Origin of the sequence: Enterovibrio norvegicus FF-33 (assembly GCF_000286835.2) — a bacterium.
Classification (GTDB): domain Bacteria; phylum Pseudomonadota; class Gammaproteobacteria; order Enterobacterales; family Vibrionaceae; genus Enterovibrio; species Enterovibrio norvegicus_A.
The window spans coordinates 2,344,192-2,370,598 of the sequence record NZ_AJYD02000038.1; the positions used below are offsets into that span (position 1 = coordinate 2,344,192).

General features: G+C 48.0%; 23 protein-coding genes and 1 pseudogene. 17 read left to right on the forward strand and 7 right to left on the reverse strand.

Translation table 11 applies throughout. From position 1 onward, the window contains the following. Positions 1 to 421 (reverse strand): glycine-rich domain-containing protein (locus tag A1OO_RS23690; RefSeq protein ID WP_017004024.1); only part of this gene is annotated, 421 nt, incomplete at its 3' end. Positions 422 to 631: 210 nt separating this feature from the next. Between A1OO_RS23690 and A1OO_RS18470 the strand changes: the two genes are divergently transcribed. Next, positions 632 to 1,120 (forward strand): GNAT family N-acetyltransferase, encoded by a 489-nt coding sequence (locus tag A1OO_RS18470; protein ID WP_017004025.1) that lies wholly within the window; start codon positions 632 to 634, stop codon positions 1,118 to 1,120. Positions 1,121 to 1,168: 48 nt separating this feature from the next. Here the strand turns inward: A1OO_RS18470 and A1OO_RS18475 are convergent, their stop codons facing one another. Continuing rightward, the gene (locus A1OO_RS18475; protein WP_016959564.1) at positions 1,169 to 1,372 is read right to left on the reverse strand and encodes a hypothetical protein; all 204 of its coding nucleotides are present in this window, start codon (positions 1,370 to 1,372) and stop codon (positions 1,169 to 1,171) included. Between the two features lie 354 nt (positions 1,373 to 1,726). On the opposite strand from A1OO_RS18475, the gene A1OO_RS18480 reads away from it, so the two are divergent. From A1OO_RS18480 to A1OO_RS18495, 4 genes are all read left to right on the forward strand, one after another. Beyond that, positions 1,727 to 4,744 (forward strand): calcium-binding protein, encoded by a 3,018-nt coding sequence (locus A1OO_RS18480; RefSeq protein WP_017004026.1) that lies wholly within the window; start codon positions 1,727 to 1,729, stop codon positions 4,742 to 4,744. Between the two features lie 181 nt (positions 4,745 to 4,925). Next, the gene (locus tag A1OO_RS18485; RefSeq protein ID WP_017004027.1) at positions 4,926 to 5,882 is read left to right on the forward strand and encodes an AEC family transporter; all 957 of its coding nucleotides are present in this window, start codon (positions 4,926 to 4,928) and stop codon (positions 5,880 to 5,882) included. Positions 5,883 to 6,101: 219 nt separating this feature from the next. Then, positions 6,102 to 6,392 carry a hypothetical protein gene (locus tag A1OO_RS18490; protein WP_017004028.1) on the forward strand — a complete coding sequence of 97 codons (291 nt, stop codon included), beginning with the start codon at positions 6,102 to 6,104 and terminating at the stop codon, positions 6,390 to 6,392. A gap of 981 nt (positions 6,393 to 7,373) precedes the next feature. Continuing rightward, the gene (locus A1OO_RS18495; protein WP_017004031.1) at positions 7,374 to 9,572 is read left to right on the forward strand and encodes an eCIS core domain-containing protein; all 2,199 of its coding nucleotides are present in this window, start codon (positions 7,374 to 7,376) and stop codon (positions 9,570 to 9,572) included. Positions 9,573 to 9,696: 124 nt separating this feature from the next. Here the strand turns inward: A1OO_RS18495 and A1OO_RS18500 are convergent, their stop codons facing one another. Continuing rightward, a complete protein-coding gene (locus A1OO_RS18500; protein ID WP_016959571.1) occupies positions 9,697 to 10,593 on the reverse strand; it encodes a LysR family transcriptional regulator in 897 nt (298 codons plus the stop codon). 122 nt (positions 10,594 to 10,715) lie between these two features. On the opposite strand from A1OO_RS18500, the gene A1OO_RS18505 reads away from it, so the two are divergent. Both A1OO_RS18505 and A1OO_RS18510 read left to right on the forward strand, forming a co-directional pair. Then, positions 10,716 to 11,612 (forward strand): DMT family transporter, encoded by an 897-nt coding sequence (locus A1OO_RS18505; protein ID WP_017004032.1) that lies wholly within the window; start codon positions 10,716 to 10,718, stop codon positions 11,610 to 11,612. 200 nt (positions 11,613 to 11,812) lie between these two features. Further along, the gene (locus A1OO_RS18510) at positions 11,813 to 12,307 is read left to right on the forward strand and encodes a hypothetical protein (RefSeq protein ID WP_017004033.1); all 495 of its coding nucleotides are present in this window, start codon (positions 11,813 to 11,815) and stop codon (positions 12,305 to 12,307) included. A 61-nt stretch (positions 12,308 to 12,368) separates the two neighbouring features. On the opposite strand, the gene A1OO_RS18515 is transcribed toward A1OO_RS18510, so the two are convergent. Further along, on the reverse strand, positions 12,369 to 13,373 hold the full coding sequence (locus A1OO_RS18515) for a LacI family DNA-binding transcriptional regulator (protein ID WP_016959574.1): 1,005 nt from the start codon (positions 13,371 to 13,373) through the stop codon (positions 12,369 to 12,371). Positions 13,374 to 13,725: 352 nt separating this feature from the next. Between A1OO_RS18515 and A1OO_RS18520 the strand changes: the two genes are divergently transcribed. The 8 genes from A1OO_RS18520 (at position 13,726) to A1OO_RS18555 (ending at position 21,668) form a co-directional block, all read left to right on the forward strand. Next, complete coding sequence (locus A1OO_RS18520; protein ID WP_017004034.1) at positions 13,726 to 14,766, forward strand: ABC transporter substrate-binding protein; 1,041 nt, start codon at positions 13,726 to 13,728, stop codon at positions 14,764 to 14,766. An 86-nt stretch (positions 14,767 to 14,852) separates the two neighbouring features. Continuing rightward, a complete protein-coding gene (locus A1OO_RS18525; RefSeq protein WP_016959576.1) occupies positions 14,853 to 15,659 on the forward strand; it encodes an ATP-binding cassette domain-containing protein in 807 nt (268 codons plus the stop codon). Then, the gene (locus A1OO_RS18530; RefSeq protein WP_017004035.1) at positions 15,656 to 16,912 is read left to right on the forward strand and encodes a sugar ABC transporter permease; all 1,257 of its coding nucleotides are present in this window, start codon (positions 15,656 to 15,658) and stop codon (positions 16,910 to 16,912) included. Before A1OO_RS18525 ends, A1OO_RS18530 begins: the two co-directional genes overlap by 4 nt. 31 nt (positions 16,913 to 16,943) lie before the next feature. After that, positions 16,944 to 17,672 carry an SDR family oxidoreductase gene (locus A1OO_RS18535; RefSeq protein WP_017004036.1) on the forward strand — a complete coding sequence of 243 codons (729 nt, stop codon included), beginning with the start codon at positions 16,944 to 16,946 and terminating at the stop codon, positions 17,670 to 17,672. A 20-nt stretch (positions 17,673 to 17,692) separates the two neighbouring features. Continuing rightward, complete coding sequence (locus tag A1OO_RS18540) at positions 17,693 to 19,321, forward strand: FGGY-family carbohydrate kinase (RefSeq protein ID WP_017004037.1); 1,629 nt, start codon at positions 17,693 to 17,695, stop codon at positions 19,319 to 19,321. A 429-nt stretch (positions 19,322 to 19,750) separates the two neighbouring features. Next, positions 19,751 to 20,035, forward strand: coding sequence for a BufA2 family periplasmic bufferin-type metallophore (bufA2, locus tag A1OO_RS18545; RefSeq protein ID WP_017004038.1), 285 nt, complete (start codon positions 19,751 to 19,753; stop codon positions 20,033 to 20,035). A 17-nt stretch (positions 20,036 to 20,052) separates the two neighbouring features. Beyond that, positions 20,053 to 20,880 (forward strand): MNIO family bufferin maturase, encoded by an 828-nt coding sequence (bufB, locus tag A1OO_RS18550; RefSeq protein ID WP_017004039.1) that lies wholly within the window; start codon positions 20,053 to 20,055, stop codon positions 20,878 to 20,880. Further along, entirely contained in the window at positions 20,877 to 21,668 is a 792-nt protein-coding gene (locus A1OO_RS18555; RefSeq protein ID WP_017004040.1) for an HvfC/BufC N-terminal domain-containing protein, read from the forward strand. The genes bufB and A1OO_RS18555 overlap by 4 nt, the downstream gene beginning before the upstream one ends. A 100-nt stretch (positions 21,669 to 21,768) precedes the next feature. Here A1OO_RS18555 and A1OO_RS18560 read toward each other — a convergent pair whose 3' ends face one another. After that, complete coding sequence (locus A1OO_RS18560; RefSeq protein WP_017004041.1) at positions 21,769 to 23,058, reverse strand: DEAD/DEAH box helicase; 1,290 nt, start codon at positions 23,056 to 23,058, stop codon at positions 21,769 to 21,771. Between the two features lie 137 nt (positions 23,059 to 23,195). On the opposite strand from A1OO_RS18560, the pseudogene A1OO_RS23150 reads away from it, so the two are divergent. Continuing rightward, a pseudogene (locus A1OO_RS23150) lies at positions 23,196 to 23,413 on the forward strand (type II toxin-antitoxin system RelE/ParE family toxin); the annotation flags it as partial. A gap of 41 nt (positions 23,414 to 23,454) precedes the next feature. On the opposite strand, the gene A1OO_RS18565 reads toward A1OO_RS23150, so the two are convergent. Then, entirely contained in the window at positions 23,455 to 24,369 is a 915-nt protein-coding gene (locus A1OO_RS18565; RefSeq protein WP_017004042.1) for a LysR family transcriptional regulator, read from the reverse strand. 146 nt (positions 24,370 to 24,515) lie between these two features. Between A1OO_RS18565 and A1OO_RS18570 the strand changes: the two genes are divergently transcribed. Beyond that, positions 24,516 to 25,493 (forward strand): MBL fold metallo-hydrolase, encoded by a 978-nt coding sequence (locus tag A1OO_RS18570; protein ID WP_017004043.1) that lies wholly within the window; start codon positions 24,516 to 24,518, stop codon positions 25,491 to 25,493. Between the two features lie 109 nt (positions 25,494 to 25,602). On the opposite strand, the gene A1OO_RS18575 is transcribed toward A1OO_RS18570, so the two are convergent. Continuing rightward, positions 25,603 to 26,181, reverse strand: a complete 579-nt coding sequence (locus A1OO_RS18575; RefSeq protein ID WP_241819182.1) for a hypothetical protein — start codon at positions 26,179 to 26,181, stop codon at positions 25,603 to 25,605. Positions 26,182 to 26,407: the final 226 nt, after the last annotated feature.

Consider the following 26,407-nt stretch of genomic DNA (forward strand, 5'->3'; position numbering starts at 1 on the left):
GATCTCTAGCGCAAGCTAAACGCCAAGCGCGTTTGATACCCTCTTGAGCAGACGTGGGCGAACTCATCGCTTCTGTTGGTGTGTGATGGAGGAATCTGCCGAACGCTTTATCACAAAATAGCTGGTATTCCTTGGTGAACAAGATGAATTCATGCCAAGCAACATCAACCACCTGTGATGGCATCGCAACCTGCTTTTTATTTGCCTGGTTGCAGATCGTAAGGTAGTCCTTAAGGCCATCTATCACTAACGTCAAATCACGATCAGTCAAATGCGGATATCTATTCGACACTCTCTTCTTTATCGCCGAATTGAAACGATATGTGCCAATGAAAACCAACTGCGCTTTTCGCTTTTTCTTGTAGGCGAGCCAAGGCCAAAACAGGCACACCAACACGATGAGAAATATCCATATTTCCATCAACTACCCCATTCCCTTTATGTACGATCAAACAATCGTATCTAAATCGAACAAGAAAAGCTCAATTTCGGTAAGAATCAATGAGGTTTAATCGTTCAACATGAATATGCTCACCGAATAATGCGCAGCACTGCACGCTCCTACTCTATCCATTCAGGTAGAATTATTTACTATTTATTCAATGATTTATTACGAGGGTAGTCATTAGAAATGGATGGTATACACGTTTCTTTAGAAGCCATGGATTCAGCGTCATTCTCCGAGTATTTGCAATTCGCCATCCCCTCTTACGCGCGTGACAATGTCGAGTCTGGTCGGTGGGACAAATCCGACGCATTGGAACGCTCGAAAAAGGTGTATGCGCACCTTTTGCCTGAGGGGTTAAACAGCCCAGACGACCACTTGTTCAACATCATTGAAAGCGCGACGAACCAAAACGTTGGCTACATTTGGGTAAAAATTGAAACCCATTTTGGGGTGAAATCTGCGTTTATCTATGGTGTAGGCACATTCGAAGGTTATCGCCGCAAAGGCTACGCCAAATCAGCCCTTCGCTGCATTGAAACGGTAGCGTCTGATCTTGGTGCAACCAGCCTTGGCCTTCACGTTTTTAGCCATAATTCTGCGGCTCAGTCACTTTATTCAAGCATGGGTTATCACGTCGTTAGCCACAACATGAAGAAGAGTTTGGTTAGTTAATTGGGGAAAGCGACGCTGTCACTTCCCCTAGCCCCAACAATATAACGATCAAAGCTCGGAATTAACCGCTTTGCGAAAACCATAACGGTTCAACAGTAGCCAGCCGCACCAGAAGAAAGACGTGAGTGCAACGGCAGTCAAAATTGCAGGTTTAGGGTTATCAAGTGAGCTAATAGAGCCTGCGTAAGCCGCGATAATGGTGTAAGGCAATGTCACCGTTATCCACGATAAAACAAACGTCAGGAACTTCATGTGGCTGATCCCTGACATACAGGCGGTCACTTCTGCAGTTGAAGTCGGGACATACACCCCAAGAAACCAAAACCTTACAACCATTATCAAACTAAAAAACAAAGCCCACACCTCTCTCACTCAATGTCGTTGAAGCACCCTACTCACCATGTGCCTCATTTTTACTTTATTTTGTGAACCAAAGTGGCACTAACCCGCGGCTGTCTAATAGTTAGTACAGATTTCATCCCCATCCTTGCTTCTAATTGATGCAGTGGCAAACAACAATTATCAGCCACTTTTTCAGGATCAACGTCCGCGTCGGTTGCAAAAACGCATTCAAAACCACGCGGCACGCATCACTCGGAGAAAGGTATGAACATCAACGATCAAGATCTATCTGAGCCAAATTCACTCTCACTGACGTTCGATGAGCAGCAGAACGACGTCATTAACGCGGCCTCAACAACCCGTGCTGCTTCAGACATTATCGGCACTGACCAAAACGACACCCTGCACGGAGACGACAACGATAACCGTATCTATGGGCTAGATTACAACGACACACTCTATGGCCATGGTGGCGATGACGAGCTTTATGGTGGTTCGCGCTCTGATACGCTGTACGGTGGTGATGGTAACGACAAACTCTACGGCATGACCGATACCGCCCCCACCAGCCCTTACTATGGATTTAATCGTCTCTATGGCGAGAGCGGAAACGATGAGCTCTATGGCAGTTTAGGAATTGATCATCTCTACGGTGGCCTGCACAACGATGTGCTTTACGGCGACCAAGGCAATGACAGTTTGTATGGTGAACAAGGCCACGATACCTTGCATGGCGGAGACGGTGCAGATCGCTTATATGGCGACGGAGGCAATGACACGCTCCATGGTGAAGATGGCATTGACAAGCTTTATGGTGGCGCTGGCGACGATTTTATTTCCGGCGGTGAAGGCAACGATGAGATCTCTGGCGATGCTGGAGACGACCAGCTTGAGGGGGATTCAGGTGATGACGAGCTCACTGGCGGCGCTGGCAATGACATACTGAATGGCGGTGATGGCGATGATACCCTCCTTGCCAATGTAGGAAACGACACCCTATATGGTGGCGAAGGTAACGATACGCTTTATGGTAACGAAGGCGACGACACGCTCAATGGTCAAGACGGTAATGACACGCTCTTCGGCGACCAAGGCGATGACACACTCCTCGGTGGGAATGGCAATAATTCGCTAGATGGTGGTTCTGGCTATGATCGCGCTTATGGCGCTTCCGGTGACGATACGATCATTGACAGCGAACTGGCCATCGGTGCCGGTGGCAAGGATATTATTTTCGCCAATGCACACACTGCCGATGTTGCCATTGGCGGCGCAGGCAATGATTGGGTTGAAGGCTTTGGCGGTGACCTAGTTAGTGGCGGAAGCGGTAATGATGTGCTGGTGAGCTTTGGTAAAAACGACACGTTGCAAGGTGGCACAGGCGATGACGTTTTACTTATCGAAGGCTCGACTGCAGACAGCACACGTCTTTTCGGCGGCGCGGGTAACGATTACTTGTCAGGAAATGGCAAAGACCAGCTTCTGATTGGCGGAAGCGGCGCAGATATATTTCATTTTGGGCATTCGATTTTACGCAGCGAAGATGTCATCCCTAATGAGACCCCTTCCATTGGTCATGACCGCATTGTTGATTTTGAAATAGGTGTCGATACCATCAGCATCGACACAAGCCTCGCCAACAGCATTGACGATCTGATCATCGAGCAGCATGGCATCACAACACGTATAACCCTGTCAGATGGCTCGACCATTATTCTAAACAAGGTCCAAGCGACCGATCTCAGTACTTCAGATTTTGCTTTTACGAGCGCAAACACCTACTCAGACAGACTTGGTGATTGGCAGAGTTATGCCGATAGCTACTGGCGCTTTTCTACTGCTTCGAACAACGACACCATCAACATAAAGAAAATCGGTAACAATACGAATAACGCTGAATACTTCGATGGCGGTGCGGGTGATGACACCCTAACGTCCAGGGGCGGTAACGATATATTGGCGGGTGGAGATGGTAATGACACTTTCGAACTACGACAAGAAATCCGTTTTTCTAGCACCGATACCTCTACTGATATTCAAACTGTGCAGATTGAAGATTTCACCGTTGGCACAGACACATTGACCATCTCCTTTAACTCTTACAATCTAAGCGGCTTTGATTTATCGATGATTACCGCGAAGCAAGTAGGCTCCGCAGCTGTATTAGAACTTAATGAATATTTCCAGGTTGTCCTGAAAAATTTCGACGCTACCTCGTTTGAAAGCGAGCAAGTTTCCTATGTCATTCGTGGCAACAATGGAAACGAAACGTTACTTGGCGATGATGCAAATAACACAATTTCAGGAGAAAAAGGCAACGACATCATCGAAGGTGACGGCGGTGACGACACACTCGATGGCGGCGCAGGCAACGACGCAGTTTCTGGTGGCAAGGGTAACGATCAACTCTGGGGAGGAGGAGGTAGTGACACGCTATTCGGTAACGAGGGTAACGATAAGCTCTATGCCGAGGGCGGCAACGACCAACTAGACGGCGGCGCGGGTGATGATCTGCTCGTTGCAGACATTGGCAACAATACACTCACGGGTGGTTCAGGAAAAGATACGTTTAAAGTCGGAGACTATGAAAAATATGGCAGTCAAAATAGCCAATATCACAACACAGTGACTGACTTTGAAGTAGATAATGACAGTGTGGAAATCACTCATGCGCTAGATAGTTTGAGTCTTCATCACCTCGACGATGATGGAATATACAGCGTTAGCGACTTCTTTTCACAAGTCGGCAGTGACGTGTTGATAGAGGGCTCTAGCCGAGCGTCAGTCACGCTAGAAAACATCAATCTCGCCGATCTCAATGGTGACCAATTTCACTTCACGCTGATTGGTCGTAACAACGCCGATCACATTGTGGGGGGCGATGGCAATGACACGCTTATCGGCCGCAAAGGCAATGACACTCTAAATGGCGGAGATGGAAACGACTGGTTGGAAGGTGGTGTTGGCTTCGACACGCTGACAGGCGGTCAAGGCGCGGATACGTTTGTTGTTGATGATGATCAGGTTGATTTCAGCATCGTAGAAACAGATACGATTTCCGATTTCGAAGTTGGCATCGATAAAGTGCTTTTCTCTCATTACAATGCCGACAAAATTGATTTTGATGATTTCATCGTCACACAGCAAGGCAGCGACACCCTAGTACAACTGATCCGTCCGTACTCGGTTGGCGGGAGAGAATACGTTGATGACTATGTGAATGTCTTGTTTAAAAACACCAATGTGTCTGATATCACTGCGGATGACTTTGTCTTTGTGTAGAGCGGGTATTAAATCACTCAGCAGCTTACCGAAGCCCTCCTGCCATGTTGACTGCTGACGCTGCACATTAGCTTATCCATTCAACCTCCCTGCTTAAGGGAGGTTGAACTGCTTCCCAATAATGTGTGATTTCATTGTATGATGACAGAAGGTTTCCTTTTCTTTCGTTATGGATGCGCTCATGGGAGACGCTCTACACCAATTGCAATTCTCGGTATCTATCACCGGCCCTATCTGCTTAATGCTGATACTCGGGGTGATATTCAAACGTATCGGCCTTATTAACGACAACTTCATCGAAGTCGGTTCAAAGCTCGTTTTTCAAGTGACCCTTCCGACCATGCTGTTTTTAAGTATTGTCGTCTCTGAGCACGATTTCTCTGCCGCAAGTGGGTTTGTAAACTACGGCATTATCGCCAGCATCCTGTTTTTTATCTTTGCCTATCTCTCGGTCAAATTGATCTTCAAAGACTCACCCCACCAAGGCGTGATTATTCAAGGTAGTTACCGTGCCAACACCGGTATCATCGGCATCGCTTTTGTAGCGAACGCGTATGGTTCGCAAGGCGTCGCATTGGCAGCCTTGTATGTGGCGGTCACGACATTTATCTATAACGTACAAGCGGTTATCTGCCTTTCACCCAAAGGGGCAGCATCTGGGGCACAAACCGCGAAATTGATGTTTCGCACCCTGACCAAAAACCCGCTTATCATCTCGATTCTTTCTGGCATGGCATTTTACATGCTTTCCATACCCGTGCCCGACGTGGTGGTTGATGCAGGAAACTACTTGGCGAAAATGACGCTTCCTTTGGCACTGTTATGTACGGGTGCCTCGCTTAATTTTAGCTTGATGAAAAAAGAGAAAGGACCTTCGTGGTTTGCCAGTAGCTACAAACTCATTGTTGCGCCGATCCTCATCACTTTGGGGGCCTATTTGGTTGGCTTCAGGGGGATAGAGTTGGGCATTTTATTCTTCATGAATGCCTCTCCCGTCGCGGCAGCCAGCTATGTCATGGTGCGCTCAATGGGTGGAAATGCCGTACTGGCAGCTAACATGATTGCATTTACCACGGTGCTTTCTGCTGTCACATGTACAGTGGGTATTATCGTTCTCAAGGCGTATGGATTGATATAGCGAGACGATAGTCACTACTTTTTCCACAAAGTGCGTTGGCGCTAAAAAATCACATCGCCTCTGAACGCTTACTCTAGCATCGCATTCATTTTGCAAGAGGGCTTCGAGCCTAAGCAGAAAAGTTACATTACGTCGCATTTCCACATTCACGAAAGAGAACCCCAAGCTTAGAGGTGTTAAAAAATAGACACTTATGTTTTTGGATATTTTGGAGAGAAAATGGATGTTGGTGTTTCGATACTTGCTTTAGTTGGCGCAGCTGCCTTCTATTACTTTGTACTTTACTCTAAGCCGCAAGATGAAGATTGGCAAAAACTGCCAACACTTTCAGAGTACTTGTCAAAACATCCGGAGTGCAAAGCGGATGACCCAGAAAATGCCAAATGTTACAGTTGTAGTTCTGATAAAGTTATTTTTCAGCCGTTAACGGTACATGAAGACACTCGCTACAAGCATATTTGCCTTTCGTGCAAAAAAACGCTTTTTAGAAGCAAAGCGATCATGTCGTAGCTGTTTTAGCTTAGATAGGTTGCATGGCAAAGGACGCGGTGGTCATATGCTTCTCATCACACTCAATCGTTAATCCTCATCTACTCAAGTGTGCCTATCAAGTCAGTGGCTATTCAGTCTGATAATCTAAAATTACTTTTATTTATAACGCTGTATGTCCTTACTGTATGGATAGGCTTAACTGTAGACAACAGGCTATTTCATGGGTTTGAGGTTGTATTGACGACATTTGGTACAGGGCTTTTCGTTGGCTTTTTTTTGTATCGACGAAAAGACCCATTAAAGATATATACAAAATTTGATGATGACAGGCACTTTATTAGAAGACAACGACCGCACTTGTACGCATGCCTATCCCTTATTTTCGTAGGAACTCTTTCTTTCTACACGCCAACAAGTGAACCATTTGAAGTTATTGTACCCGTAGTTGAAAAGCGTACGAGCGTATTCAGCAGAGGACAAACGCACGTTTTATACTTGGAACATGAATCGTTTGGCACTCTCAGAATGGTGGTACCAAAACGAATTTGGACAGCACATTATCAAGGCGATTTGATGCTGTTAGAAGTTCAAGAAAATGCGTTAGGCCTGCATATTGTTAACCGCTACGAGCCTTTGAGTGGCTAGCAAGAACTGAGATATAAAATATAATAAAATCAATATATTATGATCATCATTATGCATTTTCTGACTCAAAGACGTCGCCTAAACATCCGGCATTAACGGTTGGTCGATATTTTTTTCGTAGCACTCAACCGTAAACCATCATCAAACGCAATGACAAAGCCCGCATCTCTGTTTTCTGTATCGATGCAACGCCCAACCACAACACCACAAAAGCCCACATAAAAGACATGCCATTTTAGTGCATGGCATATCCTTAAATAGCCATTTCCTTTATAGGCGATTTGGGTGCCAATTTTTGCTCAAAAAACACAATCAGAACCGCACAGCGATCATGGATCGCCACAAAGGAGCCTAATGCTCCCTCAGTCTTCGCGCGCTGTTTCTTCTCAATCTATACATTCTCGCGCTATCAAAACGACGCAGCGACCAATCACCCAACACAGGGCGATGCCTTCGGTCTCCCCTTCCACTCCCGAAACATCAAACATGTTCAGCGGTCGTCAATCGACATCAGACTATGAAAAAGAGGCTGACCACATTGCCGAGAACACGATGCGCATGTCACCGTCATTCAGCATGCCCCGCGATGAAGCGCCCGATCCGTCTCGGCAAAACGGTCATCTGTCGTCGTTCACATCAGGAGGCGTTGCCATACCCAACACGACAAGGGGTTTCTTTGAATCTCGTATGGGACGAGATTTGAGCAAAGTGAGAATTCATCAAAACAGCACCGCTGATTTGGCGACGCGCGCGCTAGGCGCAAAAGCCTTTGCCATTGAAGATCATGTTTGGTTGAGTTCAAAAGTAGAAACTCAACCCAACATGACGCTCGCGCATGAACTGGCTCATGTTCTCCAATGGCAATCAGGCGCGCCATCGACCATTCGTGCAGACATTTTCGACAAGTCCTTAACGCAGCAACTTTTGATGTCAGATTTTGAAGGTCTGGATGTGGAGACCGTCGAAAGGTTGCTTGAAGCCATGCTCGTTTATATCGAAAACTTTCCAGAGGGATCGATTGATCGCCAAGCATTGCAAGAAAACCTCGACATGGCATCACAAGCGCTGGCAAGAATGACAACGTCAGAACCTGAGCCTGAACCGACACCCGCAGAACGTCGAGCACGAAGACGACGCTTGGAAACACCAGATCCAGATACGATGCGTCGTGATATTCAACGCATCATGAATTTGGTTCAAGAAACACACGTTAGCGACGGAGAAGAAGCGCAAATTCTCGTGATTATTGAACGCTACACCTCGTCACAATATCGCTTTGAGTTGTTCTTACGCGCTTTAGATAATCGCCATTACTATGCGGGCGCATTTGGTGGATACAAATTCCGCAGTGGTGTTACCGCTGTTTCTCGTGAGCTGGAAGGACCGAGATGGCGTCGCTTTCGCCAACTACTTCGTACTCACAGCCGCAGTTATCGAGATTTTGAGCCTCCGGAGGAGCTCACATTCGGACAAAGCTTTTGGACGGATTTGTCCGAAGGCCAGATTAGAGACCAAATTTTCGCGTATTTTCATGGCATGGGACAAGCTGGCGTCGCCATGGCAACATCATTTATCGATATGGTAAGAGACCCCGTCGGCTTTATTCGCAGTATTGGGGAGCTACCCCAAACCATTTCTACCTTCTGGCGAAATAGACGCCAAATTCTGAACACCTTTATGTCCGCGTCACCGGAAGAGCAAGCACGCTACATTGGGCGGCTATTTGGCGAAGCTGAGATCTTTTTAGCGACAATGGGCTCGGGAGCGACCACTCCCCCCGCTCGCGCAACGAGAGTGTTAGCACCTATTCCCGCTGAAGCGGTGGTTGCGTCAGGCCGAGGGGCTGCAGCGATGAGTGGCGGTGGTGGCATGGCATTAGATCTTGGTCGACTAGGGCCATTTGCTCAACAAGGCATGCAGATGACGGCCCATTCTGCCCAGCTTGGAAGCGGTACACGTGGTGCGAGAGAAGTGGCTGAAGAAGCAGGATCGTCATCAAGTGCTTCAGGTTCACCCTCTACGCGCAGAAGACGGACAACTGAGCCTGAAACACCGCCCGATCTCACCCGCGATGAGGCAAGGCGTCTTGAGATTTTAGAAGAATTTTCTGATGCGCAATCTGGTCATCGTCGACCAGATGTTGCCCCTGAAGGCACGCGAGCAACAGGCACAACCACACGCCCTAGAACCCGATCTCTTTCTGATGCCGACGTGCTTGCAGCGAACCTTGAACGAACAGTGGCGACAAGGCCGCCCGGTCATCACGCGCATCACATGATCCCCAAAGGCATGCGAGAAGCAGGACCAGCAAGAGAGATTCTTGAACGGTTCAATATCGGCATTAACTCAGAAAGAAACGGCGTATGGCTAGCTTCCGAGTACGGCGTTCCCAACGTCAGCACAGGCCAAATCCACTCTACGATACACACAAGACGATATGTTCGATGGCTCAATGAGCAGCTCATCCAAGCCTCTCATGGCGGAAGAGCGGGTGTGTTAGACGCCCTCGCGAGCATAAGAAGCCAAATTCTTAATGGAAGCGTGCCTTTATAATCTGTGGTGACCAAAGACCACGATTGGCCCTTCCCCTAACCTAACGCATTGGTGATCATGGTTTCATATTTTGCTCACCAAACCGACATTGCAGGCAAGAAATGAACCCAAGCCAGCTAGGCAACTAATTCGCAGTAAACCATTCACACAGCGCATTCAGCGTTAATTGCACGGCTGGGTGCTTGGCGTCTGATTTTCGGGTTAAGACATGCCAAGTTAACGGCAACCCGTTTTCCGTTAACGGCACGGCGACAACCAGTTCCTGCTTCAAAGATCGAGTAATGGCCCATTTGGAAAGAATGCTGATCCCAAGGTCAACCGCGATCATTTCAACAATGGCATCCGTCATTTCGACAGACTGAATATGACGTAAGCGAATACCGGACGGTTTGATAAACCGTTCGTACTCAAACCCCGGCAACGCATCAAGGCTGTAGGTGAGGTAATCCACGTCTGACAGGTCTTGTGCTATCACCCAAGGCTTATCAGCGAAAGGATGTTGAGGATGGGTAACGAGGACGAGTTCATCTTGAATCAATGGGACGGATGAAAACGCCGAGTTGTCGATATTCACTGGGGAAATCAGCAAATCGGTTGCGCCAGTGAGCAATGTGTTTTCTGCTTCGCGTGTTGCTGCTGCAACAAAGTCGACTTGTAGCTTCTCGCGTTTCACGGGAAGAGACGCTAAAAAACCGGGAACCCAATGGTAAGCGCTGTATGCCGCAATACCTATTTTCACGAGGTGATTGGCGTTTTGCGCTGTCAGCTCAAAATCTTTTTCCGCACGCGCCAATTCAGGTAGCAGCACTTGCGCTGCTTGTATTAATGCATGCCCTGCTGGTGTGGGTCGTAATCTGCGTCCATCTCGTTCAAAGATGGGGTTACCTAAACGTCGCTCTGCCTCAGCAAGACGGTGACTGAGGGCGGATTGCGTAACACCAATGACCTCTGCTGCGCGCCCTAAGTTTCCATGTTTCCCGACGGCTTCCAATAGCTTCCAGTGCTTAATGTCCAATCGCATAGATGAGAGTTCTTCATGTGTAACGCGTGATTTTCATTAATTATATGACGGAAGTATCGCTATGATCCATTGAGTCTTGGTGAATAAACGTTCACCGCTAAGGGAATGATGGGAATAATGACATGGGAACAGTGATGATGATTGGCGCGGCAATCGGGTTTGGACTAAATCCGTTGCTGTCCCAGTTATTGTTTCAACAAGGATTTTCACCTGAAGTGGTTGCATTGTTTCGGTTTGGTATTCCCATGTTATTCGTTTTGCCCTATTTAGGGGCGATGAAACACAATCGCTCCGAATATCTAAGAAGTATGGCGGTGGGGGCATGTTCAGGAGTAGGAATGCTGGCGTTTCTTGAAAGCTTGCATTGGGTATCTCCCACCTCTGTCATTATGATTTACTACACGTACCCCTTATTCGCGATGTTGCTCGGCTGGCTATGTTTCGGCCAAGCCATTACCCGAAATCGCATGATTGCAGCGGGGATCATTGGTCTCGCGGTGTCATTGATGCAGGGTTCTTTTGGAGCATCGAATGCCTCTGTGGGGCAGGTCTTACTTTGCTTCGTCGCGCCCGCGTCTTATGCCTTGGTGATTAACTATTTCTCTCGTCCAGTGCGTCCACTGAAGGTGGGTGAACGAATGAGTGCTGCGATGGCTGGGCATATGATTGTGATTGTGCCGCTGGTAGGGATGATACAACCGACGATCGTTTTGCCAGTCACCGCGGAACAAAGCTGGCTTATTCTAGGGTTAGGCGTGTTTTCTGCCGCCATTCCTCAATACCTGTTTGTCAGAGGAAGCCTTCTTATCGGAGGAGAAAAAGCAACAATGATTAGCACATTTGAAATCGTGTTTGCATTACTTTTCAGTGTGATGCTTCTTGGTCAATCTATTAGCTACTTTGAGCTTGTGGCGTGTTCTCTGATCGTGATTGCAGGCTTGATACGATTCGAGCCACAGCCGCTAACGGAAAATATCAACCTCTCACTTTCGACGCAGAACCTGCGTCATGGAAACTGATCGGTTCTTATGAAGATCACGATAAAAAATGCACTAAACCGCCATTAACGTAGGTCACTCCAGGAGGGCTGTCCTAACCATGGCTAGTCCCAACCATGGCTATTGAACATTCTCTGAGTCGGTGCTTATATGACCACTTTGTTTGACGGCCATTTTTTGGTAGGCAAATGTATAAGTGCGACTAGATAAGGACATCAGACGTGAAAAAATACCTTTTAATACTCTTCTTCCCATTATTTGCATGTGCTGAACCTACGCCTCAGACCACTGATTCAACTCAATATTTCTCAGAACTTAACAAGCAATTACGCATAGCAGAACTTGCAATGTTACATTTAACAGAAGATAAAGATTACCCATGGGACGAGCATCATCGGCCTTATGAAACCTACGACGACGCCAACCATCCTGAGTTATCTGATGAACAGTATGCTGAAATTGACCGCTTTGATTATGCCAAGAGTGTTTTATTAACATCTGTAACCGCGGTGTATTCCATCGCCATCGCCGACAACCCAAACGAACAGATTGAATACATGAAGGTCATATTTTCTGATCCGGAAGATGAGGCTGAGCGGGTTGCCATCGATTTTTCTTATCACAACTGGAAATTGTATAAAGACAGCCCAGAACAGTATTTAAGAGCCCTTTGGTCAAAAGCCATTGCAACCGACCTCAATCAGTTTATTTACTGAGATATCACCGTTGAATATGTGAGTGTCAAACAAGATAGTGACTAAAGGACTTTGCATGGTTTCACGGACCAAACACCCTCAGCTTACAAGGCACTTTAATCAGTTCTGTCGTTGATTCTGTTTTACCTACCAGGTTAAACACATTGGCGAGCATGGTTTCGACATCTTGTTCTACCATGCCTACGTTGCCAGGAAGAAATGAACCGAACGGGTCCCAGTCAAAACAGCCGTAGCGAATCATTGCGCCACCGTCCGGCAAGCCACTTTGCCAACTGACTACACCTTCAAGAGAAATGGTTGAATTGACGAACAAGCCCGTCGCGCCTGTGGGTTGAAAGTTTGCCAACAGCTGTTCTGCTTTCTTGGCGGAATAGCCCTCTGCCATCACGTAGTCGTCTGGCACAGCAATACCGCGTTCGCGCTGCGCGGCGAGAAAACCTTGAAGACGCGCTGCCGTGTTGTGATCGGTAAGTCGCCCACCAACAAAACGCAGTGGGCCAACCCAACCAAGTTCTCGCTCACAGCGATCCAAAATCAACTGCGTCAGCTCAAACGCCCCCGCATAGTTATCTGAAATCACGGACGCTGTTTTGCTACCGGGCAAATCCATATTGATGGATTGAACGCCTGCCGCATGGCAAAAATCGGAGATACGGTCTGGGTCAGTCGCGCCCGTTGAAATCAGGCATTCAGCTTGATAGGAAACCAGCTCGCGCGCAGCATCAAACTCTAGATCAGGGCTTCGTTGGGTACAGGTAACAACAGGAATAAGCCCACGCAAACGCGCCATGGATTCAAATTTTTCGGCAATGTCACCGAAATAGCGATTGTCGTATTTCGGAACAATCATACCCACAATGTTTGATCGCTCACGCCGCAGCAAGCTGGCTTGGGCGTTCACCGCATAGCCTTCTTCTTTTGCTAACTGCAACACACGTTCGGCGAGCTTTGCACTGATCCGTCTCTTCTTCCATGTCCCGTTCAATACTGAGCTTACCGAACTTGGTGAAGCGCCTATGCGGGTCGCTAAATCATAGATGGTTGTTCGTTTCGTCTCTTTTTTCATTCTGTTCTTATTCGCCACAGTAAGGTGAGAAAACGGCTCAACTCTGAGAAAAACAAACCATGATGGTTAAATTTCACACTGAGTTGTTAACAAGATGTTGACGCAGTTTAAACGATGGTGCAAAGATGCACAATCGATTGAGCAGCTTATCAATGTCCGTTGAGAGGCCGTTCAATATCGACAGTGCAGAAGGTTTTGTACTTCGAAAACATCTTCTTTCTCGTTTAGTTGATCGCTTAGTTAAGGAATCGCTGGGCTAATTAATCGAATAGGAAGTTCAGAGTAGTCGGTGATTGTTTGTGCAATCATCCTCAAAAAGCTCCTGCGCATACTCAGCATTACGGAGGATAAAATGACCAAGTTAACTAAGATAGCCGCACTTTCTAGTGTCGCAGCAACCCTGTTTGCTTCTGCTGCCATCGCTCAAACTGTGGCTTTCCTAATGCCAGACCAAGCATCCACCCGGTATGAAGAACACGATTGGCCGGGCTTTAAAACTGCGATGAACGCACTTTGTCCCGACTGCAAACTCATTTATCAAAACGGCAACGCCGATGTGGCGCTGCAACAACAACAGTTCAACTCAGTGATTGCGCAAGGTGCTGAAGTGATCGTGCTCGATCCTGTCGATTCTTCTGCCGCTGCAGCGTTAGTGCAAATCGCCAAATCTCAGGGTGTCAAAGTTATCGCATACGACCGCCCTATCCCCGATTACCCGGCTGATTTCTACGTGTCATTTGACAACGAAGGCATCGGTTATGCTATTGCACAATCTTTGGTCGAGCAACTTAAGCTATCCGGCGTTCCTGAAGGTGCTGGTGTTTTACAAATCAACGGTTCACCAACTGATGCTGCTGCGGGTTTAATCCGTGATGGCATCGACCGTGCGCTAGACGCATCGCCATACGTTACCCTGTCAGAATTTGATACGCCAGATTGGGCACCACCAAAAGCGCAAGAATGGACTGCGGGTCAAATCACGCGATTTGGTGACAAAATCACGGGTATTGTCGCGGCTAACGACGGCACAGGTGGTGGCGCGATTGCCGCACTGAAAGCCGCAGGTGTGAGCCCCCTTCCTCCTGTAACGGGTAACGATGCCACCATCGCAGCACTGCAATTGATTATCGCGGGCGACCAATACAACACCATTTCAAAACCCTCTGAAATTGTTGCCGCCGCGGCTGCAGAAGTCGCCGTTACCTTGTTGAATGGCGACACGCCAAAGGCTGAAATGTCGCTTTACAACACACCATCTCAATTGTTTGTCCCTGCTGTTGTGACACAAGCGAACATCAAACAAGAGATCTTTGACGCGGGCATTCAATCGCCAAGTGCCGTCTGCACAGCAGAGTATGCAGCCGCATGCGCGAAGCTTGGCATCACGCCTTAGCGTTTATCACACCATCGTTTTCATCATCACACATGCCGCCGCCAGAACGTTGGCGGCGCGCTCTCATTACTTAGGTGGAGAAGAGCATGGAGCAGTCACATTCAATCGCGAGTCGCGGAGAGTTAATCCTTAACCTTAGTGGCGTCTGCAAGCAATTTGGCGCGGTTACTGCGCTGGAAAACATCGACCTTGATGTCCATGCTGGCGAAGTCGTCGCCTTGGTTGGCGATAATGGCGCGGGCAAATCTACACTGGTGAAAGTCTTGGCGGGCGTACACCAGCCCACTTCAGGCACCATCAAATATCTAGGTAAAGAAGTGTCATTAGACACCCCTGGTGAAGCCTTGGAGCTTGGCATTGCCACGGTTTTTCAGGACTTGGCGCTGTGTGAAAACCTCGATGTGGTTTCCAACCTTTTTCTCGGACACGAAGTGTCTCCGTGGTGCATGGACGAAGTGCAAATGGAAGTGCGTGCATGGACGCTGTTGCAAGAGTTAGCGGCGCGTATTCCATCTGTTCGCGAACCTGTCGCCTCGTTGTCTGGCGGCCAACGACAAACCGTCGCCATTGCCCGTTCATTGTTGCTAGACCCTCAGATCATCATGTTGGATGAACCTACCGCCGCATTGGGCGTTGCACAAACGGCAGAAGTGCTGAACTTGATAGAACGTGTTCGCGAGCGTGGACACGGCGTTATCTTGATTTCCCATAACATGGATGATGTTCGCGCCGTCGCCGATCGCATCGTCGTGTTAAGGCTTGGTCAGAACAATGGCGTTTTCACCGCAGAAACATCTCATCAAGAACTTGTGGCGGCAATCACAGGGGCAAGTGAAAACTCTGTCTCCCGTCGTGAGGCCAAAATAGCCGCTGCTGGGGAGGACATCTCATGAGTAACAATGAACAGTCCAATGCACCGCTACCCAAGTTTGACCGTGCAGATTCTCGTGTCCGCTATGACAGTGGCATCGCGGGTGCGTTTCGCGGGTTTATCGATCGTGTACGCTCTGGTGACTTAGGCATGCTGCCTGTTGTTATCGGCCTTGTGTTGATTTCGGCTGTGTTCACCACGCTGAATCCGGTCTTTATTGCCCCGAACAACTTGGTCAATTTGCTGTTTGATGCCGCCGCAGTGGGATTGATTTCGTTGGGTGTTGTCTGTGTGCTCTTGCTGGGCGAAATCGACCTCTCGATTGGTTCGATGAGCGGATTATCCTCAGCGCTCATTGGCGTACTTTGGGTAAACGCGGGTTTTGCGTTGCCGATTGCCATCTTCGCCTCGCTGTTAACGGGCGCAGCCGTTGGCGCAATCTATAGTTTTCTGCGAAATCGTTTCGATATGCCGAGCTTTGTTGCCACTTTGTCAGGCCTGCTCGCGCTGCTCGGTTTCCAGCTTTATATTCTTGGGCCAACAGGCTCGATCAACTTGCCCTTTACCTCGCCATTGGTGCGTTTTGGTCAAATCATGATCATGCCGGGTTGGTTTTCCTATTTGGTCGCATTAACACCGGGGGTGGTGATCATTGTTAGCGCGCTGCGCAACAACAAAAGCCGCGTCGCCGCCAATCTGTCATCGGCGGGTATGAGTGTTCCGCTGCTCAAAGCGGCAGTGCTGACGGTATGTTTGGTCTTTGCCGTGTTTTACCTCGAACTTGGCCGAGGCGTGCCATGGATGTTTGGTGTGTTCGTGTTGTTTGTGGTGATCCTGGATTACGCGCTCACACGCACCAAGTGGGGACGCTCGATGTTTGCAGTGGGCGGAAACGCAGAAGCGGCAAGGCGCTCAGGCATCAAGGTGCAACAAATTCGCATGTCGGCGTTTATCGTCTGCTCAACCTTTGCGGCACTGGGTGGCGTGTTCGCGGCTTCTCGCTTGGCATCTGCCAGCCAACAAGCCGGCACTGGCGATGTCAACCTTAATGCCATTGCGGCGGCGGTCATCGGCGGTACATCGTTGTTTGGTGGTCGTGGTTCTGCATGGTCAGCCTTGCTGGGCGTGCTTGTCATCATGGCGATTTCAAACGGGTTAACCCTGCTCAATCTGAGTTCATCCCTACGTTACATGATCACCGGTGCGGTACTCGCCATTGCAGTTATCGTCGACTCACTCGCCCGTAAATCCCGTGCGAGCCACGGTCGCGCTTGAACGCCGAAACAGAGTCAGAAAAGGATTGAAAATGAATAATCTTTTAGTCAACAAAACCGCTGCTATTACTGGCGCAGCCTCCGGAATTGGTCTGGCTTGCGCAACAATTTTAATTGAGCAAGGCGCGCGTGTTGTTCTGATTGATCGCGCAGAAGACAGGCTCAACGCTCTTTGTGAAGAGTTGGGCGAGAACGCAATACCGCTTGTGGTGGATTTATTTGATAACGCCCAAGTCTCTGCACTGGGCGATAGCATTCACGCACTGGTTGGCGATCTCGATATTTTCCATGCTAACGCCGGCGCTTATGTCGGCGGTGCTGCTGCCGAAGGCGACCCAGATGAATGGGATCGCGTGCTTAACCTCAATATCAATGCGGCATTTCGCAGCGTTCGTGCTGTTTTGCCTGCGATGATTGCGCGTAAATCTGGTGACATACTCTTTACCAGTTCTGTGGCTGGCGTTGTACCTGTTGTGTGGGAACCGATTTATACCGCCTCAAAATTTGCGGTTCAGGCGTTCGTGCATTCCACACGCCGTCAGGTGTCTGAACATGGCATTCGCATGGGCGCCGTGCTTCCGGGCCCAGTGGTCACCGCTTTACTGGATGATTGGCCAAAAGAGAAGATGGAAGAAGCCTTAGCCAACGGCTCACTCATGCAACCACGAGAAGTCGCAGAGGCGGTTTTATTCATGTTGACGCGACCACCCGGCGTGGTGGTTCGAGACATGGTCATCTTGCCTAACAGCGTTGATTTGTAGCGCGAGCGGAGGCTAACACCATGACCGAATCAACGCATACTCCGCAATACGTTTTAGGTATTGATGTGGGCACAGGCAGCGCACGTGCCGGCATTTTTTCTACCGATGGCGACTTGATCGGCACAGATAAGTGCGATATTCAGATTTTCAAAGATGAAGGCAACATCGTCGAGCAATCCAGCAACGACATTTGGCAAGCCGTTGTCACCGCCGTGCGCAGCGCAATATCCACCTCGGGCATTGCTGCTGAACACCTTGTCGGCATTGGCTTTGACGCGACGTGTTCGTTAGTGGTGCTCGGCAAAGACGGTGAACCTTTGCCTGTTGGCGACCCCTCCCTGCCTGAACGCAATATCATGGTGTGGATGGATCATCGCGCCCTGGAACAAGCAGATCGCATCAATGGCATTGGTCATCGCGTGCTTGATTATGTCGGCGGTCGAATTTCACCGGAAATGGAAACCCCTAAGCTGCTTTGGCTGAAAGAACATCGCCCTGACGTGTTTGAAAAAGCATGGCAATTTATGGATTTAACCGATTTCTTAACGTGGCGTGCAACGGGCGATCTGGCACGCTCCGTCTGCACCTTAACGTGCAAATGGACTTACATGGCTCATGAGGATTCATGGGACAAAAGCTATTTCGACGCCATCGGGCTTGGTGCATTGTCTGATGAAGGGTTTAGACGCATTGGCACTCACGTGGTGTCAGCAGGAGCGCCTTTAGGAAACGGACTCAGCAAAGAAGCGGCTGAAGCGCTTGGGTTGTGTGAAGGAACGCCCGTCGCCGCGGGTTTGATCGACGCTCATGCAGGCGGTATCGGCTCGATTGGCGTTGAAAATGGCGGCGGCGCGACCGCAAACCTCGCTTATGTGTTTGGCACATCATCTTGCACCATGACCTCTACCCAACAACCTGTATTTGTTCCGGGCGTTTGGGGGCCCTACTATTCCGCCATGGTGCCTCAGCTTTGGCTCAACGAGGGCGGTCAATCTGCCGCCGGTGCCGCCATAGAGGCATTATTGGCGTTTCACCCCTACAGAACCACGGCAGAGAAACACGCCGCGCAATCTGGACTATCTCTTGTTGAATGGCTCATTGAACAAGCCGAACAGCGATTAGGTGGTGAATCAAATTCAGCCGCACTCGCAAAGGGGCTGCATGTCGTTCCTGAATTTCTCGGTAATCGCGCGCCCCATGCCGACCCACACACCCGCGCTGTGATCTCAGGCTTAGGGTTAGAAAATGGCGTTAATAGCCTGATTGCACTTTACGTTGCCGGTCTTTGTGGCATTGGTTATGGGCTTCGCCAAATCATCGAAGCACAAGACCAAGCAGGTGCGAAGATTGAACGTATTGTGATAAGCGGAGGAGCAGGAAGAAGCGATTTTGTGCGTCAACTGTTGGCCGATACCACAGGCCGTGAAGTGACCGCGCCAGCGACAGATGAACCTGTTTTGCTCGGTTCTGCCATTCTCGGCAGCGTCGCCGCAGGCATTCACGCTGATATACATGCTGCTATGGCAAACATGTCGCACTTCACCGCGCACTTCACCCCTCAAAAAGGTGCGACCCAAACACTTCATTACCAACGTTTTGAGACGTTTAATGCGCTTCAAGAAATAGCCCGTAAATCAGTGAGTTTCTGATTCCACACCTATTTAAAAGAAAATCCCATCACGCATCCGCTTTTCACAAAAAAATTTAAATTGGCAGCTAGGTAGATTAAGTATATTCAATAAATCTCCTAGCCTTGCCTTCAATACTCTATTCTCACTTTAGAGGCCAAAAAGTTTGAATAAAATTTTCATCTGTTCGAAAGCATCTCTCCCGAAATTAACATTAAAATATTTCTCATTTAAAAACATACATTTGAATTTTTTTCTTACTTTATTTCGCCTTCATTGAAATAAAACCTAAGCGCCATGGGTCTTTTTTCAGGAACTCGAAATAGACTTAATTATTCTATTAACAGAGATTCAGCATACGGTAAAACATAGGTGGCAGTACTCCTATTTAATTCATTTTAAAACACACTATTGCCTACCGATTCATACAAATATATTGGAGAAATACGCATGGATAAGATTCAAAAGAGCGCCACATTTGCTTCTGTTGCACTGGCATTGGCAATGAGCACCAGCGCATTTGCAGCTGAATCACCTGCAGGTAGCTCAGGCGCTGCAATTGGCGCGGGTGATAAAGTTCACTGCTACGGCGTTCACTCTTGCAAAGGTAACTCTGATTGTAAAACCGCAGAAAACGCGTGTAAGGGACAAAACAACTGCGCAGGCCACGGCTTCAAAGGCATGAAAGCAAAAGAATGCCTAGATGCTGGCGGCACCATCTCTGATATCAAGTAATCGGTTGGAGAAGAGACATGACTTCGAGCTTTGGTCTAGGACTACGCACTCAGCATTACAACGATTTTCTGACTGCACCTCAGCCGGTTGATTGGCTTGAAGTCATCTCTGACAACTACATGGTCAACGGCGGAAAGCCGTTGGCTATGCTTGACCGCATTCGTGCCAATTACCCCATGGCAATGCACGGCGTATCCATGTCCATTGGTTCAGTGAATGGTCTGGATAAAGAATACCTCAACAAACTTAAAACCCTTGAACAACGCATTGAACCAATGTGGGTGTCTGATCATCTGTGTTGGAGTGGCGTTCATGGGCGCAAACTACATGATTTGATGCCATTGCCCTTCACGCAAGAAGCATTAGATGTCGTCGTTCGGAACATTCATCACGCTCAGGACGTTTTGCAGCGCCCGCTCGTTTTAGAAAATGTGTCCAGCTACGTCGAATTCACCGCATCTGAAATGACTGAGTGGGATTTCCTTTCAGCAATAAGCCAAACCACCGGCTGCAAACTGTTGCTCGACATTAATAATATTTTTGTCAGTGCGTTTAATCACGGCTTCTCTTCAACTGATTTCATTAATGGTATTCCTGTTGGCAGTGTTCAACAATTTCATTTAGCGGGTCATTTAAATAATGAAGATCATTTAATTGACACCCATGACCATCCTGTTTGTGACGGCGTTTGGATGTTATATGAGCAAGCCCTTAAGCGCTTTGGTGATACGCCGACAATGATCGAACGTGATGACAATATTCCGCCACTCGCAGAATTGATTGAAGAATTAAATATCGCCCGATCTATCGCGAATGACGTAGTGAATAAAAAAGGTGTCGCATGACTCTGTTAGATATTCAAAACAGCTTTCAGCGCGTTGTCTTAGATGAGCAATGCGCTGATGCCAATTGGGTTAACCAATCTGCACAGCGTTTACCCTCTAAAGAGCGCTTGGCGATTTATCACAATGCCTACCGCGTAAGGCTGATCGACGTACTGAGAGACACCTTCGGGCATACCGTTACCTATCTAGGTGATGATTGGTTTAATCAACTCACTGCTCGTTATGTGCAAAACCATACCTCGATTTACAACAACATTGGATTGTACGGCGAAGAGTTTCCGCAATATTTGGCAGAGCAACTCGCTGCTGATTTGGAGGTAGCAGAGCTCGCCAACTTAGATTGGACATTACGTCGCGCCTTTGATGGCACAGACAGTGCAATAATGACATTGGAACACTTGCAGCATATTGCCAGTGACAATCCTGAAAATGGCAGTCTTCGCGCGGTGCCGACGCTCAGCATCATTACACTCCACTTCAATACGCTCGATATCTGGCATGCCATCGATCAAGACGGAACACCGCCGACGGTTGAACCGCTACCACAGCCTGTTGATGTTTTGATTTGGCGAAAAGGCCATTCACCGCACTTTAGAAGTCTCTCACCCATCGAGTCTGAGGCCATTGGTTATGTGCGCGCTGGTGAGACGTTAAATGACATTGGTGCGAAATTGATGGAAAACTTCCCAGATGAGGATGTCTCAACGCAGTTTGGACACATGCTTCTTCGCTGGATCAACGATGAAATACTGGCGATTCCCTCTTTCCTCGAGCCAACAACTGACTAAATCAATAAGAAGAGCACTCCAAACAAAAAAGCCACCCGAGTGGCTCGGATGGCTTTGTTTTTCTCAGGTCGCTACTTGTCGCTTACCTGGCTTTATTCGACTATTTTCTCAACCAAACATCTTCTGGAATAAACGATTGTTTTTTGCGTTTCTTCTTGCCTGTACCTTCAGGCTTAGCCATCGGTTTTTCCACCGCCGCTAACGCTTCAATCGCAGCTTCATCGACTTCAAAGCCTTCCACTTGTTCTCGCTCTAAGCGAATTTTGTTCTTCTTCTCGATGATATTGAAATGGTGATAATCGTCATAATCAATAAGCGAGATCGCCAAACCCACCTCACCGGCACGGCCACTTCGACCAATACGGTGCATGTAATCTGATGGGCTTCGTGGCAAATCAAAGTTAATCACCACTGGCAGCTTTTCAATATCGAGACCACGCGCGGCAATATCCGTCGCGATAAGCACGTCAATACCGCCAGATTTAAACCCTTCAAGCACGTTAGTACGTGCGCCTTGGCCCTTATCACCATGGAAGACTTCTGCGGTAATACCACGCTTAGCAAGTTTGTCCGCCAAGTGTTCACAAGCCTTCTTGGCATTGACGAAAATCAGCGCTTGTCGCCATTGATGCTCGTGAATCAAATGCGCCAATACTGCTGTTTTTTCGCCTTTGTTCACGGTAAACACACGCTGAACTAAGGTACTTGCATCGGCACTTTGTACTTGAATTTCAACAGGGTCGTTCAGTAACGCTTGCGTTAATGTCTGTACTTGCTCGGGGAACGTCGCAGAAAACAGCATGATCTGCTTTTTCTTCGGCAACATCGCCAACAATGCTGAGAGTTCCTCGGTAAAGCCAAGGCTTAACATGCGGTCTGCTTCATCAAGCACAAGGGTTTGAACCTTATCAAGCTTGATGGCATTGCTAGAAATCAAATCCAGCAGGCGACCTGGCGTCGCAACCAAAATATCTGTGCCACCGCGCAACGCGAGCATTTGGGTATTCGCAGACACACCACCAAAAACAGCCACGGTTTTAATCGCGCCATTAAAATGCACTGCATAAGATTTGATGCTGTCAGCAACTTGCTTCGCCAATTCGCGAGTCGGTACCAAGATCAGCCCACTCACAAAGTTTCCTTTGCTGTTCGATGACTTACTAGCACTTTGTTGTTCGAAAAGCTGCTGTAACATTGGCAAAGCAAACGTGGCGGTTTTACCCGAGCCGGTATTCGCACCTGCAATCAGGTCACGCCCCGCTAGCACACTTGGAATAGCTTGCGCTTGAATCGGCGTCGGCTGCTGGTACTCCAGCTCCGTTAGTCGCGCTAACAAAGGTGAAATAAGGCCAAGTTCTGCAAAGTTGGTAGGCGTTGTGACTGTAGTCATGAATAGAAACGGCTCAAGCAAAGAAATAGCCCGCCATTTTACGGCATTTGTCCCCTACTCAGTTAGTGATATTGATCAAACTTTGTCTGAGGTGGGGGTGACAAAAGCCAAGCGGGGCAAACTTCTATCAGTAAGAGTGGGTAAATGACGTTTTCAACAAGACAGAATTACTGGGAAATACGCCAGAAATGGGCGTTTCGTTCTGGAAATCCCGTATACAAATTGCCGAGAAATCATTTTTGGGCACTACCGTATCATTTACAGCTTAAGCCACGAGATTCGAATTTTAACAATTAGGCATTGTCGTCAGATTTTAGGGGAAGATGATATTCAACCCACTGTTAATTGCGTGTAATGAGCCTAAGCTTCATTGATAAAATCCCCTCCCAATCTATTCTAATACTCGCCTTTATCCCAATACGGAATACCATCAAATCGTTCGGCAAGAAAATCAATAAACGTTCTTACACGGCGCGATAAGTGGCGGGTCTGTGGGTACACCGCATAAGCGTTTATATTTCTGAACGCGCAACCTGGCAATACTGTGACCACCGAGCCATTGTTGATTTTCTCTTGGGCAATAAAGGTGGGGAGATGCGCAATGCCAAGCCCATTTTCAACCGCCGTTATTAAGTATTCGCCGCTACTGGATTTCAATACCGGATTGATCTTCACTTTCTGTGATTTCCCGTCTGGCATCTCAATATTCCAATGACCGACATCTTTGCTCAAGCTGTAAACTAGGCAGTGGTGATCAGACAGATCTGAAACGTTCGTCGGTGTGCCGTGCTGCTTTAAATAGTCTTGGCTGGCACACAGTACGTGTTTAACCGTGGCGAGTTTGCGCGCAAGTAAGGTTGAATCTGGCAGTTCGGCAATGCGAATAGCAAGGTCATAGCCATCTTCAATCAAGGAAACTTGGCGGTCATTGAAGTCGAGTTCAAACTCAACATTCGGGTGCAGTTTCAAAAAGTCATTGATGGCCGCGCCCATGTGCAACACCCCAAAGGTGGATGGCATGGCGACTTTCAATGGCCCTTTTAGCACGCAATGTGCCTCTGATGTGACTTCTTCCGCTTCGCGAACATCTTCAAGAATTCGCAGGCAATGTTCATAAAAAGCTAAACCCGTTTCGGTCGGTCTCATGCTGCGCGTGGTGCGATGGAAAAGCTGTGCATTGAGATGATTTTCCAACTCTTTTAGGCGACGACTGACCGCAGACTTTGCAAGATTCATACGTTCAGCAGCGCCACTGATGCTGCCAGCATCAACGACCCGCACGAAAGTTTCCATGTTCGTGAACTTATCCATCCTGCCCCGCCGTTTTAATAATCGTTGTTTTGATTGTTCTCAATTAGAGAACACTAATTTACTCAAAGTAGAGTTTATTATCCATCCTAGCATTCATAGACTGAATGTGAATTTCAAGGAAGCAGTTAACGAGATAGGATCAAATGATGAAAAAAACAATGATTGCGGTATCCATTGCCGTGACAACCTCGCTCTCAAGCTTTGCCGTCACCGCAAACGAACCTGTTTGGGACGCAAACAAAATCCAACTTATTGCAGAGAAACTGGATAACGGCGTTTACGCTTATTACCCCTCTGACGCCAAAGAACTTGAAATACAAGGTTTACCTGTTGCCACCAGCGGCGGGTTTATCGTGGGTGAAAAAGGCGTGCTGATTATCGACACCATGCTCAATGAGCGCTTGAACAAACAAGTTCAGGGAATGGTAAAGAAAGAAGCGGGTAAGCCCATTATTTATGCGGTGAATACCAGCTCCCACGGCGATCACTCTTACGGGAACATGTATCTGCCGAAAGAGACGCGCATCATCCAACACGAAGTCACTCAGAATTATATCCAAACACATTTTGAGCACGACACTCAATTTATGATGCAGAATTTCGGCAAAGGTCGTGGCATTGAAGAAGTGGTTCCAACCAAAGCCGATATCTTGGTGGGTAATGGCGGCAACATCGAAATCGATCTGGGTGGCAAGAAAGTCGAGATTATCGATTTCGGCTTTGCACAAACAGGCGGTGATCTGTTTGTTTGGGAGCCTGAATCTAAAACGCTTTGGTCTGGTAACCCCATTGTGACGGTAAAACCTTCTCTACCTTGGTTGCTTGATGGTCACTTGCTGGAAACGCTAGATTCTCTGAAGAAAGTCATGGCATTCCTGCCGAAAGAAGCAACGGTTGTGCCGGGCCATGGTTCGCCAATGAAGCGTGAAGATATTCAATGGCATGTCGATTATCTTCAAACCATTAAAGATCAGGTTCAAGCGGCGATTGATGCAGGTTTAACACTAGAAGAAACCGTTGCCAAAGTACAGATGCCTGAGTTTACAGGCTACGCACTGTTCGGCTGGGTTCACCCTAACTTGAATGTGCCGGCAGCTTACAAAGATTTGACTGCGACTAATTAAAGACACGCTACGCTTCTCTACTGAGTAATATCAGCCATTTATTCGTAACCGCACGTTAGCGAGTGAGTGGCTGGTTTTTCTATTTCAAAGGGAAAACAAGGAACATACTCTAAACTACAAGCATCATTCGACGCCCTTTTCCTTCTTGTTTGATCTGAATTTTCATCGCTGAAGAAAACGCATTCTCTTCCACACACAGCATGCCAAGTGCGTTGGCATCTGCCATCCACGAAATCAACGCTTGTGCGCCTTTGTCTCCAATATTGCATCTCACCAAACCAATTTCTTGTACGCTGCGCGGTAAGTACTTAGCTAGGATGGTCATTCCTTCATCGCCAATGTTACCGTTATAACTCATGCTCAATGATCGAAGCTTGGCATTGCCGCTTTCGTCAATGGCGTGGATAGCTTTGACGATCGCTGTGACATCTTCAAGGTTCAGATCTGCGCTGCGCAGATGCAAGTCATAGCTTGTTCCTTCTTGATTCTGAGTCGAAAGGGCGTCGGCAACTTTCATACAGACGGGTTTGTTCGTGGCTTGCAGTGCCGAGATCAGTGGTTCCATGTTCATTTCAGGCTTTTCTCCTGCCGCTCGTTTTTCTTGCGCCATTAAATTCAGCGGAACGCAAGACAACAAAACACTGGCGACCCATGCTTTCAATACCCGTCGTCTTATTAAATTTGCCATGCGTACCTGTCCAAAGCGTAAGCTCAATGAGAAAATTTAAACATATCATCAATCACTACTGTGACCATCGCGTTTTGGATCGTGACATGATGAGTTCCGTTTACTGTTTCTTGGCGATAAGACATATTGGTGGGTAACGCATTTCTTCGGAGCACAACCTTGTCAACCAATGGCAAAAATGTCGTTCAGTAACGCTTGCGTTAATGTCTGTACTTGCTCGGGGAAC